Source organism: Acrocarpospora macrocephala, from assembly GCF_009687865.1.
Lineage (GTDB): Bacteria > Actinomycetota > Actinomycetes > Streptosporangiales > Streptosporangiaceae > Acrocarpospora > Acrocarpospora macrocephala.
On record NZ_BLAE01000069.1, the window covers coordinates 13,791 to 25,995 of the forward strand.

14 protein-coding genes are annotated in these 12,205 nt (G+C 72.5%); all 14 read right to left on the reverse strand.

Annotated elements, in window-relative coordinates:
• Genes Amac_RS43015 through Amac_RS43080 form a run of 14 tightly spaced genes read right to left on the reverse strand, consistent with a single transcriptional unit; the run spans position 1 to position 12,199 of the window.
• Positions 1-939: an ABC transporter ATP-binding protein gene (locus Amac_RS43015; RefSeq protein ID WP_155360214.1), complete on the reverse strand. Its 939-nt coding sequence runs from the start codon at positions 937-939 to the stop codon at positions 1-3.
• Positions 936-1,940, reverse strand: coding sequence for a right-handed parallel beta-helix repeat-containing protein (locus tag Amac_RS43020; protein WP_155360215.1), 1,005 nt, complete (start codon positions 1,938-1,940; stop codon positions 936-938). The genes Amac_RS43015 and Amac_RS43020 overlap by 4 nt, the downstream gene beginning before the upstream one ends.
• Positions 1,931-2,392 (reverse strand): 4'-phosphopantetheinyl transferase family protein, encoded by a 462-nt coding sequence (locus Amac_RS43025; protein WP_155360216.1) that lies wholly within the window; start codon positions 2,390-2,392, stop codon positions 1,931-1,933. The genes Amac_RS43020 and Amac_RS43025 overlap by 10 nt, the downstream gene beginning before the upstream one ends.
• Positions 2,389-3,174 carry an alpha/beta fold hydrolase gene (locus Amac_RS43030; RefSeq protein ID WP_155360217.1) on the reverse strand — a complete coding sequence of 262 codons (786 nt, stop codon included), beginning with the start codon at positions 3,172-3,174 and terminating at the stop codon, positions 2,389-2,391. The genes Amac_RS43025 and Amac_RS43030 overlap by 4 nt, the downstream gene beginning before the upstream one ends.
• An 11-nt stretch (positions 3,175-3,185) precedes the next feature.
• On the reverse strand, positions 3,186-4,019 hold the full coding sequence (locus Amac_RS43035; RefSeq protein ID WP_155360218.1) for an ester cyclase: 834 nt from the start codon (positions 4,017-4,019) through the stop codon (positions 3,186-3,188).
• Positions 4,019-4,429, reverse strand: a complete 411-nt coding sequence (locus Amac_RS43040; RefSeq protein ID WP_155360219.1) for a holo-ACP synthase — start codon at positions 4,427-4,429, stop codon at positions 4,019-4,021. Before Amac_RS43040 ends, Amac_RS43035 begins: the two co-directional genes overlap by 1 nt.
• On the reverse strand, positions 4,426-5,331 hold the full coding sequence (locus Amac_RS43045) for an ACP S-malonyltransferase (RefSeq protein ID WP_155360220.1): 906 nt from the start codon (positions 5,329-5,331) through the stop codon (positions 4,426-4,428). Before Amac_RS43045 ends, Amac_RS43040 begins: the two co-directional genes overlap by 4 nt.
• Positions 5,331-6,200: an alpha/beta fold hydrolase gene (locus Amac_RS43050; RefSeq protein ID WP_155360221.1), complete on the reverse strand. Its 870-nt coding sequence runs from the start codon at positions 6,198-6,200 to the stop codon at positions 5,331-5,333. Before Amac_RS43050 ends, Amac_RS43045 begins: the two co-directional genes overlap by 1 nt.
• Positions 6,197-7,426, reverse strand: coding sequence for an FAD-dependent oxidoreductase (locus Amac_RS43055; protein WP_155360222.1), 1,230 nt, complete (start codon positions 7,424-7,426; stop codon positions 6,197-6,199). The genes Amac_RS43050 and Amac_RS43055 overlap by 4 nt, the downstream gene beginning before the upstream one ends.
• Positions 7,423-8,145, reverse strand: coding sequence for a nitroreductase family protein (locus Amac_RS43060; protein WP_155360223.1), 723 nt, complete (start codon positions 8,143-8,145; stop codon positions 7,423-7,425). Before Amac_RS43060 ends, Amac_RS43055 begins: the two co-directional genes overlap by 4 nt.
• Positions 8,142-10,343, reverse strand: coding sequence for a beta-ketoacyl-[acyl-carrier-protein] synthase family protein (locus Amac_RS43065; RefSeq protein WP_155360224.1), 2,202 nt, complete (start codon positions 10,341-10,343; stop codon positions 8,142-8,144). The genes Amac_RS43060 and Amac_RS43065 overlap by 4 nt, the downstream gene beginning before the upstream one ends.
• Before the next feature lie 27 nt (positions 10,344-10,370).
• Complete coding sequence (locus Amac_RS43070; protein ID WP_155360225.1) at positions 10,371-11,435, reverse strand: aminomethyl transferase family protein; 1,065 nt, start codon at positions 11,433-11,435, stop codon at positions 10,371-10,373.
• Between the two features lie 3 nt (positions 11,436-11,438).
• The gene (gene fabZ, locus Amac_RS43075) at positions 11,439-11,912 is read right to left on the reverse strand and encodes a 3-hydroxyacyl-ACP dehydratase FabZ (RefSeq protein ID WP_155360226.1); all 474 of its coding nucleotides are present in this window, start codon (positions 11,910-11,912) and stop codon (positions 11,439-11,441) included.
• Positions 11,909-12,199, reverse strand: coding sequence for an acyl carrier protein (locus Amac_RS43080; protein ID WP_155360227.1), 291 nt, complete (start codon positions 12,197-12,199; stop codon positions 11,909-11,911). The genes fabZ and Amac_RS43080 overlap by 4 nt, the downstream gene beginning before the upstream one ends.
• Positions 12,200-12,205: the final 6 nt, after the last annotated feature.

Consider the following 12,205-nt stretch of genomic DNA (forward strand, 5'->3'; position numbering starts at 1 on the left):
TCAGTCCCTGAGCGTGCTGCCGGTGAGGTGCAGGAAGGTGGCCTCGAGGTCGGGTTCGACGACCTCGACGGCGGTGACGGTGGCGATGCCGTCGACGGTGGCGATGATCGCAGGCAGCAGGTACCGGCCGCCTTCGGCGATCAGCCGGACCGACCCGGCCGCGGTGCGGGCCGCTTCGGTGACGCCGCCCACGCCGCGGAGCTTGGCGATCGCGGTCTCGACGTCGCCGTCCAGGGTGAGCTCGATCCGGTCCGCGCCGCCGACCAGCTCGACCAGCTCGTGGCGGGTGCCCTCGGCGACGATGGCGCCGTGGTCGATGATGGCGACCCGGTGGCAGATCCGCTCGACTTCCTCCATGTAGTGCGAGGTGTAGAGCAGGGCCATGCCGTCGGCGACCAGGCGTTCGACGCCGTCCAGGATGGCCTTGCGGCTCTGCGGGTCGACGCCGACCGTGGGCTCGTCCAGGATGAGCAGTTCGGGGCGGTGCAGCAGGGCGGCGCCGATGTTGATGCGCCGCTTCATGCCCCCGGAGTAGGTGTCGAGCTTGGCGTCGGCGCGGTCGGCGAGGCCGACCAGGTCGAGCACCTCGTCGATGCGCCCGCGCAGCTCCTTGCGCGGGAGGCCGAACAGGCGGCCGAAGAAGCGCAGGTTCTCCCGGCCGGTCAGGTCCGGGTAGAGGGCGATCTCCTGCGGGACGTAGCCGATCTTCGCCTTGGCCGCCATCGGGTCGGTCGCCAGGTCGGTGCCGCCGACCACGACCGTCCCGGTGTCGGGCTTGAGCAGGCCGACCAGCATGGAGATCGTGGTGGTCTTGCCGGCGCCGTTCGGGCCCAGCAGCCCGTACGCCTCCCCCGGCGCGATGGTGAATCCGACATCGGCCACCGCCACTACGTCGCCGTACTTCTTGCTGAGATTTTCGCAGTTCAGCGTGTTGGTCATGGCCGCCACCCCGCCACTTCGTCCGGTTCTCCCTTGGCGGCGACGTTGCCGGCGAAGGTCTGGAGTTCGAGGTCGACGCCGAGCTGGTAGTCCAGCGGCGTGTTGCCGGTGACCCGGTTCCAGAGGATGTGGTTAGCCACCGCGTCGTCGCCGCCCCAGCCCTTGGACGAGCCCATCACGAAGGCGGCGCCCATCACGGACTCGCCGCTGGGGTGGTTGTCGTGGATGTGGTTGTCGACCACGCTGATCCGCTCGGTGCCGATCAGCGCGATCCCGACCCCCGAGATCGGCGGGCCCGCCGCGCCCAGCGAGCCGGGGTCCTCGCCGCCGGCGGCCAGGTCGTTGCCGTAGACGTCGTTGCCGGCGATCAGGCAGTCCCGGACCCCGCCGTCCGGTTCCCCCTTGTAGGTCTGGTTGAGCAGCATCAGCCCGATCGCGTTGCCGTGGCTGGTGTTGCGCAGCACCCGTACGCCGCTGGAGTTGTCGACGAACACGCCGAACGCGTTGGCGAACGTCTCGTTGCCCTCGATGAGCGCCCCGCCGCGGGCGCAGAAGCTGACCGCGACACCGGCGTACTGGCTGCCGGAGGCCCGGCACCTGAGCACCTCGCAGCCGGTGGTCTCGCGCACGTAGACACCCCAGACCGCGTTGTCCACGACGGTCGCGTCCCGGACGGCGAGGCCGGTGACGGAGTGGGCGTAGAGGCCGGCGCCGGAGAAGCCGCGCACCGTGAGCCCGGTGACGGTGAGGTCGCGGACGCCGTGCGCGACGACGCCGGAGACCACGTCCTCGCTCGCGTCGTGCAGCTTGGGGATGTCGGCTCGGACCCCTGGTCCGGGGACCAGCACGGCCCCTTCACCGTGCAGGGTCACCCCGTCGTGCCTGATCCAGGCGCTCCCCGGGTACGTCCCGGCGGCGAGCAGGATCGTCGCGCCGGGGCCTGCCTCGTCCAGGGCGGTCTGGAGGGACTCGCCGGGCTGGACCGTTCTGGTTATGGACATCGGGCGTCCTTCCTGTCGACGTAGACGACGGCGAGGGAGACGAGCAGCCCGTCGCCGCTCCCCCAGCGGGCCGCGCCCGCCACGGGGCCGGCCAGCCGCAGGCGGGCGGCGTCCCGGCAGGCGCCGCGCAGGGTGTAGGCCGCGCCGCCGGTCAGGGCCAGGCCGGTGGCGGCGGTGAGCTCGGCCGCCGCCTCGTCGAGCAGCTCGCCGGTCCAGGCCGGCGGCGGTTCCGGCGTGGCCTCGAAGTCGTGCCAGGTGAAGCCTGGTGGACGACCGCCGACCGCCTTGATGAAGCTCTCCTTGACCGAGAACGTGGCCGTGCCCGGGCCGAGGTCGCGCTCGGCGACGGTGGTGAGGTGGCGGGTGAAGGTCGCGCCGCCGCGCGCGGCGGCCCTGGCCAGCCGGTCGGCTGCGACGATGTCCACCCCGATCAGGACGGCCGGCGTGGTCATGCGGGGACCCGTCCGCAGCGGTCCAGGAACGGCTCCAGGATCGCGGTGTACTCGGCGGCCCGCTCGATCATCGGGATGTGGCCGCTGTCCGCCACGACGACGACCTCGGTCTCGGGGTATTCGGCGAGCAGCTCCAGCCAGGGGTCGACGGGGGTCATCCGGTCGTGCCTCCCCCACACGTACGCGGACGGGCAGCGCACCTTGTCCAGCGCGGGCCGTACCTGGTAGCGGCGGGTGGCCTTGATGCTGCGGGCCATGCTGACCATCGCCTCGGGCCGCAGCAGCATGGTGCCGACGCCGTCCATCTGCTCCTGGGTGAAGAACCGCTCCTCGCCGTGGAACAGCGCGGCCATCATCCGGTCGCCGAACTCCGCGCCGACCGGCCGCACGCTGGCTCGCCGGTCGAAGCTGAGGCCGACGTCGGGGTCGGGGGTGAGGCCGGGGGCGCCGCTGACCGCGATGCCGCGCACCCGGTCGGGGTGCCGCCCGGCGAGGTCGATCGCGACAAGACCGCCGAGCGAGTTGGCGCACACGATCACATCGCCCACGCCGGCCTCGTCGCAGGCGTCGAGGAGCGCGTCGCCGAGCCGTTCGATCGACCCGGCCACCCGCCGGTCCAGGGCGCAGATGGCCTCGTGGGTGCGGAGCACCGGCCGACCGGCCGCCGCCAGATGCCGGTAGGGGTGCTCCCAGATCCAGCCGCCGGCGAACAGCGCGGACATGAACACCACGGTCGGCCGGTCGCCGTCCCCCGGCGCGTGCTCGAAGGTGAAGACGGTCATCGCTGCTCCAGTCACAGTAGGGGGACGTCGTCAGGGGTCCACCCGCAGCCGCAGGCGGCGCCGTGCTTGACGACGGTGCCGCAGTCGGCGCAGCGGGCGTACTCGCGGATGGCCTCGGGGATCAGGACGCTGGTGAGGGCCCGGGTGCAGAGTCCGGCCTTGAAGAATCGGCGCATCGCCCGCTGGTGCGGCCGCGCGTGCACGGCGCGCACCGACTCCGGCCGGTCGAACGCGGTGAGCGTGTACTTGCGGTCGCCGATGTCGAACGTGGCGACCCCGAGAAAGCCCTTGGAGGTCCGCAGCCCTTTGACGATCTCCACGCTGAGCAGGTCCACGTCGGCCGCCTCCGCCTCGTCGCGGACCTCCAGCCAGGTCAGGGTGAACGCGCCGGGCCGGTCGGTACGGCTGCTCGCGGCCCGCGCGCTGACCCCGAACTCGCGCACCTCGTCGGCGGCGGGCACGAACCTGGCCGTGTACCCGAGCGCCTCGGCGACGGCCAGCCGGTCGAAGCAACGCCGGACCCGCCCGTCGGCGGTGACGAGGTCGGTCCCGGCGAATCGGACGGCGCGGCCGACGGCGGGCATGCCCAGGTAGGTGGCGCGGTGGTCGGCTTCGATGGTCCACCAGACGGTCGCCGCGTCCGCGTCGCCGGTCACCTGCTCCACCTGGAGGCGCAGGTTCCTGAAGCGGTCCAGCACCGCCGCCGCGTGCGCGGCCAGCGCGTCACCGGCCAGCGATCCTGCGGTGTCAGGGTCCTGGAACCCGGTGACCGCGGCGGCCACGGCGGCGGGGTCGGCGTTCCGCCAGGCCTCCAGATGCGCTTCGGCGATCTTCCTGGCGTCCATCACGCGTCCTCCGGGAGCCCGGCCGACGCCACGGCTACCGCCAGGGCCCGGCCGGAGGTGTGGCTGAGCGAGAGCCGGATCCGCTGGTCGGTCCGGGCGGCGAGGGCCGGGCTGAGCCGTACGAAAGGAGGGTGGCCGTCGTTGCAGGCGGCGGTACGGGCGCAGGCGGCGGTGGGCTGGGGCAGGACCTCGACCTGGGCCAGGTGCTCGGCCGTCGGCGGCACCCCGAGCAGGCGCAGGACGGCGCGTTTGGCGGCCAGCCGACCGGCCCAGTGCTGGAGCGACCGACCGGCGCCGGAGCGCAGCCGCTCCGCGGGGGTGTAGACGTCTTCGATCCGCATGCCGTCCAGCAGGTCATGCGGCAGGGTGAGCCCGGCGAAGCCGACCACGGCGCTACCCCACCGGTTCATGCCGCCGGCTCCCTGGCCAGGCGGCGCAGCGTGCCGGGGTCGGCCATGCTCAGGCAGCGCGCGCCGACCCGGCGGGACAGCCCGGCCAGCACCTTGCTGTCGCCCACCTCGACGGCGGGCCCGAACGCGTCCACCACCGCGACGGTGTCCGTCCAGCGGACCCGGCCGGTCAGCTGGGCGATCAGCGAGTCCTTGATCAGTTCGAGATCGGTGGTGGGCCTGCCAGTGACGTTCGGGACGACCGGCACCTGGGGCGGACTCATCGGCGCGGCCCGGACCGCGTCCGCCCACCCCGGCACGGCCGCGGCCATCAGCGGCGAGTGGAACGCGTTGCCCACCGCCAGCTGCACGATCTTGCTGGCGTCGGTGGCCAGCTCGGCCAGCCGGTCCAGCGCCGCCAGCGAGCCGGAGACGACCACGTGTCCTGGCGCGTTCTCCAGCCCGACCACGAGCGGCTCTTCCGCGGTCCCGGCCAGCGCGGCCAGCTCCTCGACCCGCTCAACCGGCAGGCCCATCACCGCACGCATCCCGCCGGTGACGCCTACCTGCGACATCAGCCGCGACCTGGTCTCCACCAGCCGGACCGTGTCGGCTCGCCCGAGCACCCCGGCCGCGTGCAGCGCGGCCAGCTCGCCAACGCTGTGACCGGCCACAATGCCCGGCTCGAAACCCTCTTCTTCCAGTACCGCCAGCGCCGCCAGGTTGCACGCGGTCACCGCGATCTGCGCATGCTCGGTGGCCACCAGCCGATCCAGCGGCCCGCGCACGCACAGCCCCGAGATCGGCCGCGCCAGCAGCTCGTCCACCTCGTCGAGCACGGCCCGGGCCACCGGCCGGCGGCGCAGCCAGGCGCCCATGCCGACCCGGACGGTGCCCTGACCGGGGAACAGGTAGCCGAGCATCAGAGCCGCCGACGCGGGCGTCGCTCGGCCTGCGCGGAATCCTCTGTGCCGAGGAAGCCCAGCAGCAGCTTGTTGACCACCTCGGGGGCGTCGAGCGGGATCCAGTGGCCGGCGTCCTCGACCCGCTCGTACCGCCACGGGCCCTTCACGAACTTGGCCGACCCGAGCATGCCCTCCTCGCGGAGCGCCCGGTCGCCGGCCCCCCAGATGCCGAGGGTCGGGGCCAGGATGGGCGGGAACGGCCGGGCGGGCCGCAGCTCCGACTCCGGCGAGCGGTTCGCGCGGTACCAGTTCAGCCCCGCGGTCAGCGCGCCGGGGCGGGCCATGTCGCGCAGGTAGCGGTCGTAGTCGCCGTCCCTGCCCATGATCTCCTTGAACAGCCGCCAGCCGTTGCGGCGCAGCAGCTCCTCGCTGATCCCGGGGAACTGGTAGAGCAGCATGTACCAGGAGGCGGCGCGCTGCTCGATGGACGGGTTCGCGAACACCCCCGGGTGGCCGACCGACAGCACGGCCAGGTGGTCGATCCGGCGCGGCATCAGGAACGCGTACATCCAGGCGATGGCCGCGCCCCAGTCGTGGCCGACCACGTGCGGGCGGCGGATGCCGAGCTTGGTGGTGAGCGCGACGATGTCGTTGACGATCGTCTGCATGCCGTACGCCTCGATCTCCTGCGGCTTGGAGGAGTCGCCGAAGCCGCGCAGGTCCGGCGCGATCACCCGGAAGCCGCCCTCGGCGAGCGCCGGGATCTGGTGCCGCCACAGGTAGGAGGAGTCGGGGTAGCCGTGCAGCAGGATGACGGGGTCGCCCTCGCCCTCCTCCACGTAGGCGATGTCGACGTCGTTGACGCGCACCGTCTTCTTCTCAGTCATGCCGTCTCCCTGAACAACCGCTCCGCGAAGAACTCGCTGAATCCGAACTCGGGCACATCCTCGGGGGCCACCATGTTCAGCAGGCCCGTGACCTGGGCGGCGAAGTTCTTCGCCATCAACCGGCGGGCCCGCCGCCGGCGCTCGACCGCCACCTCGCCGAACTCCACGTGCAGCCGGCTGACGATGTCGGCGCCGAACGCGAGCCGGTCCAGCCGGAACTGGCGTTCTGCCACGTACGGATCGAACGCCGCCGGCGACCAGTCGTCGGAGCCGAGCAGGATGTCGCACACGGTCCTGGAGTCGCGCATCGCGCAGGACAGGCCGGTGCCGAGCACGGTGTCGGCGTTGCCGGCCTCGTCGCCGATCAGCACCACGCCCTCGGCCAGCGGCGGCCCTTCCGGCACGCTCGACACCGACGGCCACACCGACAGCGGCCCGGCCGGGATCGCCTCGGTGACGGCCTTGCCGCGATCGGGCAGGCAGTCGAGCTCGAACGCGGCCAGGAATCGTTCGACGCCGCCCTCGCCCCGGTAGCGCAGCTTGTTCTCGGCGGGGAAGTTCAGGTAGAGGCGGGCGCGGCCGTACCCCTGCGGGAAGACCATGAACATCACGTCGCCCTCGGTGCCCATGGCCTGCACGTCGGCCGGCCAGGAGTCCAGGCCCTCGACCATCATGCCGCCGCCCCAGTGGTGCATGGAGTTGCGCATGGTGACGCCGATCTGCCGCCCGACCGTGCAGCCGCGTCCGGTCGCGCCGAGCACCATCCGGGGGCGGATCTCGTGCTCGCCCTCGGGGGTCTTGTAGGTGACGACGGGTTCCCGGCCGGCGGTGACGTTGATCCGGGACGCGTCCATCACCAGGCGGGCGCCGGAACCGGCGGCCTGGGCGGCCATCAGCTCGCACACCGCGTGGTGCGGGAACGACATCGGGCCGCCGATGCCGGGGATGAACCGGGTCATGTCCACGGCTTCGACCTCGTCGTCGGCGACCGCCTCGTCCCAGGTCATCCACTCCCGGATCTCCCAGCCGCCGCCCGCGCCGAAGCAGTCGTACACGCCGAGCCGCTGCGCCTCGCGGATGCCCCAGGGGGCCAGCCACTCGCCGCGGACCAGGTCGTGGTAGGCGGCCTGCTTCTCCAGCAGCACAACGTCCAGCCCACCGGCGGACAGCTTGCAGGCCGCCGACGCGCCCGCGATGCCACCTCCGACGATCACGACATCGGTCATGCCTCCCACCTCTCCCAGTACGTGCGTTCCTTCGCGCTGGCCCGATCGGCCGGGCGGAACCCGGTGCCCACCGTGTAGGCGACCGGGATCATGCAGACCTGCGTGACCCCGGACGGGATGCCCAGCAGCTCGCCGACCTGCCGCTCGTGCGGGACGTGCATGCAGGTGATCGTGCTGCCGAGGCCACGGCTGCGCAGCGCCAGCTGGAAGGACCAGATGGCGGGGAAGATCGAGCCGTAGAAGATGCTGGCCCGCATCGGGCCGAGCCGGACGTGGTGGCCCGGGTCCTGCGGCGGCTTGGTCGACATGCGCTCCCGCCAGGCGGCGTCGATCGCCTCGGTGTCCGGCGGGCGGCCGAGCACGCACGGGATGACCAGGATCGGCACCCGCGCGATCGTCTCGGCCAGCACGACCACCGACTCGTTGTTGCGGCGCGCCTGCGCCGTGTTCCGCCGCCGCCCGGCGTTGGTCCACACGTCGTTGCGGTGGAACAGCCAGGACGACAGCGTCATCTCGGCGATCTTCTCTTTGACCGCCGGTTCGCTGATCACCATCCAGCGCCAGTTCTGGTGGTTGTTGGCGGTGGGCGCCTGGACGGCGACCTCCAGCGTCTCCTCGACGATCTCTCTGGGCACCGGGCGGTCCAGATCCAGGCGGCGGCGTACGGACCGGGTCGTGGTCAGCAGCCGGTCCGTCTCGCCCACGTCGAAGGGGGTCATACCGCCCCCAGCAGGACCGCGCCGCGCACCGATCCCGGCGCGGAGCTGAGCACGAGCGCCCGCTCGGGCGGTTCCGGCAGGTTCGGTTTGCTGAGGTAGTCCGCTAGCCCGCCCGCCGCCGGAGTGGTCAGCCCGGTCAGCGCGGGGGCGACCCCGTCCCTGATCGCGAGCGCGGCCAGCGCGATGTTCAGCGCCCCGGTCGCGGCCTGGCAGTCGCCGGTGAGCCCGGCCGACGCGGTCAGCGGCACGCCGGGCAGCGCGGCGAGTACCGACGCGGCCTCCTCGGCGTCGCCGCCACCGATGACCAGCTCTGGCCGCTCATCCCAGGTGAGCCCGTCGGCGTGGCTCGTGCCCAGCACCCGCGCGTAGGGCGTGCCACCCCGCGCCGCGCAGTGCTCGGCCGCCTCCACCACGAACGCCACCGCCGCGGAGCCGGGCACGCTGGCCGAATCCCGGTCGTACGGCGACACGAACGAGCCCTCGGGAACCACCCCGACATGCTCGTCCGCGGCGACCACCAGGACGACCTCCGCCTTGCCCGCTCTGATCATCTCCAGCGCGCAGTCCAGCGCGATCGACGCCGACGCCCCGCCGTTGCAGATCGTCGTGGTCGGCCCGCGCAGCCCGAGGGTCTGGCAGACCGCGCCGCCGGTGGCGTTCAGCACCACGTTGGAGAAGCTCAGCACGGCCGGTTTGTTGGGGTTGGCCGCGATGCTGTCGTCGAACCCGCCGGTGCTCTCGGCCGACCCTGCACCGGTGGCGAACACCAGACCGACGTCGTCGAGCTCCTTGCGCGGCAGCTTCAGCCCCGCGTCCTCCCAGCTGAGCCGGGAGGCCGCGATCGCCATCCTGGACAGGTTGTTCATGTGCCGCCAGAGCGAGCGGGGCGCGAACGTCCTGCCCTCCAGGGAGGGCCGCGCGCCGAGCGCCTGCCGTCCGGCCAGGATCGCCTCGGTGGTCTCGGCGATCCCGACACCCAGCCCGCTGACCGGCCCGAGCCCGGTGATCACAGCCTCCCGCCGGGGCAGCTCCTCGTACGCCCGATCCGGTCCTGGCGTGGTCAGGATCAGCGAGACGTTGTTCCCGCCGAACGCGTAGTTGTTGGACACGACCGTGTCAATCGGGAGCTTCCGCGCCACGTTGGGCACGAAGTCCAGATCACCCGGTACGGCATCCGCCGCGAAGCCGATCGTGGGCGGCGCGATGCCGTCCCGCAGGGCGAGCACCGCGGCGACCGCCTCGACCGCGCCGGCCGCGCCCAGGGTGTGGCCGACGAACGACTTGATGCTGCTGGTCGGCACCTGCCCGGCGCGCGGCCCGAAGACCGTGCGCATGACCTTGGCCTCCATCGCGTCGTTGGCCGGGGTGCCGGTGCCGTGCCCGCTGACATAGCCGACGTCGCCGGTGGTCAGTCCGGCGTCGGCGAGCGCCCGCCGCATCGCGGACGTGCCGCCCCGGCCGGTGGGGTCGGGGGCGGTGGCGTGGTAGGCGTCGGCCGACAGGCCGTACCCGGCGACCTCGGCCAGCGGCACCGCGCCCCGGGCCAGGGCCAGATCCAGCGGCTCCAGCAGCAGGAACGCGGCTCCCTCGCCGAGGTTCAAGCCGTCGGAGTGGCTGTAGGGACGGCAGGGTCCGGTGCTCAGGGCCTTGAGCCCGGCGAAGCCGGCGTAGGTGCCGAACAGCAGCGGGTCGACGCCGCCGGCGAGGACGGCGTCGGCCGCACCGGTGAGGATCTTGTCCTTGGCCAGGCCGACCGCGTTGCCGCCGGCCGCGCAGGCCGTCGACACCAGGATGCGCGGGCCGCGCAGGCTCAGCCGGTCGGCGAGCACGTCCTGGGTGCGGTGCATGGGCTGGTAGTGGCCGGCCGCGTCCGGGGTGGCCTGGCATTTGCCGAGGATCATCCCGAACCGGGCGGCGTCGATGCTGGTCAGCCCCGCCTGGGCGACCGCCTGGCGGGCCGCGATCAGGGCCAGCCGGGCGGTGCGGTCCAGGGCGGCGTCGGACTCGGGCAGCTGTCCGGTAATCCACTCGTCCGGGACCTGGCCGGCGTACCTGGCCTCGAAGACCGCGAAGGCCGGGTCCTGGATGGGGGTGAGGCCCCCCTGGCCGGTGGTGAGCCGGTGCCAGAATTCGGCGGGGTCGCGGCCGATGGCACAGATGACTCCAAGGCCGGTGACGACGACGGGCCGCAGCGCCATGCTGGTCTCCTTACCTGGCGGAACCGATCAGATGATCGGGATGCTCCAGCTCTTGGGCACGATGTAGGGGCTGGTCAGCGTGGTCACACCGGCGCCTTCGACGGTGAACTCCAGACCGGCGGCGGCCAGCTCGGCGTCCACCCTGGCCAGGCCGAGGGTCGCGCCGAGGCCGACGCTGCGGACCGCGAGCACCACCTCGCCGACGTCCTCGCCGCCGGCCAGGACGCGCGCGCCCGGCTCGGGCACGGTGTCGCCGCCGGAGAAGCCGACGGTCCGGCGGCCCTGCCCGGACTCGAACGCGGCGAGCACGGCCTCCTTGCCGACGAACTCGTCCTTGGTGACGTCGACCAGCCAGTTGGCGCCGATCTCGATCACGTTCGCGCCGCCGGCGGTCTCCAGCCGGGGGATCGGCTGGCGCACCTCCAGCATGGCCAGCTCCAGCGCCTCCTGCCCGGCGGCGGTGACGTGCTCCAGGGAGGCCTGCCACAGGTCGGCGGCGGACTCGATCGGCACGATCATCTGGTAGCCGTACTCGCCGGTGAACCCGGTCCTGGCGAAGATGATCTCGACGTCGTTCCAGACGGTGTCCGCCACCGCCTCGAACGGCAGCGAGGCCAGCTCGCCGTCGATCAGCCGGCCGACCACGCCCCACGCGTACGGGCCTTCGAGCCCGAGCACGGTGAGGTCGCCGGACCGGTCGGTGATCTCCACACCCTCGTCGTTGTTGGCCCGCAGGTGCTCGATCAGCCGGTCACCGGCCCCGACCGAGCTCTCCAGCAGCAGTCCGTTCTCCCGGCCGAACGCCAGGACCTGGTCGACGACCTGCCCGCTGTCGTCCAGCACCAGGCTCATCATGCAGCGCTCGGAGGTGAGGTATTCGACGTCGCGGGCCAGCAGCCGCTGCGCGAAGTCCACGGCGGCCGGGCCGCTGATCTCGATCAGCCGGTGCCCGCTCAGGTCGAGCAGCGCGGCCCGATCCCTGAGCACCTGGTACTCATCCGGCAGGTCGCCGAAGCGGAGCGGGACGGAGGCGTCGCCGACCTGGCCGTAAACGGTGTCCCCCGGATGCACATGCGCGAGGACGGTAGTCATTGCTCACACCTTTCGTACGGCGGTGTTGCCCGCCGGATCAACGATCGTGAGGATTCCTTCGGCCGCGACCTGGCCGTCGACCCGGGCCGAGACCCGGAACTCGGCGAAGCCCGTGCCGCCCCCGGTCCGCTCGGCGGTCAGGGCGAGCTGGTCGCCGGGCACGACGGGGCGGCGGAACCGCATCGACCTGACCCCGGCCAGGTAGCTGATCCGGCTGGCCCCGGACAGGGCGAAGACCAGGCCGGCGAGCTGCGCCAGCGCCTCGATGATCACCACGCCGGGCAGCACCGCCTCGGTCGGGAAGTGCCCCTGGAACCACAGCTCGGTCCCGGTGACGTTCTTGGTGGCCGTGCCCTTCGTGCCCGGCTCGACCTTGCCGACCCGGTCCAGCAGCAGCATCGGCCAGCGATGCGGCAGCACGTCGCGGATCTGGTCGTTGCTCAGCCCGGTGATCGGGGCCGCCTCCGTGATCGTCATGCGGTCACCTTGAGCTGCGGATTGACCTCGTCGGCGAGGCGGGAGACGGACCCGAAGACGGCCATCTCGCTGTCGTACAGGGCCACCCCGAACTCGGCCTCGATCGCGACGTACAGCTCCAGCACGTCCAGGCTGTCGAGTTCGAGGCCGCGCCCGAAGAGCGGCTGGTCGTCGGTGATCCAGTCGGGCTCGATCTCCAGGTCGAGGCGGGACACGATCATCTTCTTGATCTGGGTGCACGTCTGCTGGCGCTCGGCGGCCTTGGCGCGCAGCTCGTCGATGGTCATCTGTCC

Excerpts from the sequence above, each read along its gene's own strand:
- Amac_RS43050 (WP_155360221.1), bottom strand. The coding sequence starts at position 6,200 with ATGACTGAGAAGAAGACGGTGCGCGTCAACGACGTCGACATCGCCTAC.
- Amac_RS43015 (WP_155360214.1), bottom strand. The coding sequence starts at position 939 with ATGACCAACACGCTGAACTGCGAAAATCTCAGCAAGAAGTACGGCGAC.
- Amac_RS43045 (WP_155360220.1), bottom strand. The coding sequence starts at position 5,331 with ATGCTCGGCTACCTGTTCCCCGGTCAGGGCACCGTCCGGGTCGGCATG.
- Amac_RS43060 (WP_155360223.1), bottom strand. The coding sequence starts at position 8,145 with ATGACCCCCTTCGACGTGGGCGAGACGGACCGGCTGCTGACCACGACC.
- fabZ (WP_155360226.1), bottom strand. The coding sequence starts at position 11,912 with ATGACGATCACGGAGGCGGCCCCGATCACCGGGCTGAGCAACGACCAG.
- Amac_RS43035 (WP_155360218.1), bottom strand. The coding sequence starts at position 4,019 with ATGGACGCCAGGAAGATCGCCGAAGCGCATCTGGAGGCCTGGCGGAAC.
- Amac_RS43065 (WP_155360224.1), bottom strand. The coding sequence starts at position 10,343 with ATGGCGCTGCGGCCCGTCGTCGTCACCGGCCTTGGAGTCATCTGTGCC.
- Amac_RS43020 (WP_155360215.1), bottom strand. The coding sequence starts at position 1,940 with ATGTCCATAACCAGAACGGTCCAGCCCGGCGAGTCCCTCCAGACCGCC.
- Amac_RS43080 (WP_155360227.1), bottom strand. The coding sequence starts at position 12,199 with ATGACCATCGACGAGCTGCGCGCCAAGGCCGCCGAGCGCCAGCAGACG.
- Amac_RS43070 (WP_155360225.1), bottom strand. The coding sequence starts at position 11,435 with ATGACTACCGTCCTCGCGCATGTGCATCCGGGGGACACCGTTTACGGC.
- Amac_RS43055 (WP_155360222.1), bottom strand. The coding sequence starts at position 7,426 with ATGACCGATGTCGTGATCGTCGGAGGTGGCATCGCGGGCGCGTCGGCG.
- Amac_RS43040 (WP_155360219.1), bottom strand. The coding sequence starts at position 4,429 with ATGAACCGGTGGGGTAGCGCCGTGGTCGGCTTCGCCGGGCTCACCCTG.
- Amac_RS43025 (WP_155360216.1), bottom strand. The coding sequence starts at position 2,392 with ATGACCACGCCGGCCGTCCTGATCGGGGTGGACATCGTCGCAGCCGAC.
- Amac_RS43030 (WP_155360217.1), bottom strand. The coding sequence starts at position 3,174 with ATGACCGTCTTCACCTTCGAGCACGCGCCGGGGGACGGCGACCGGCCG.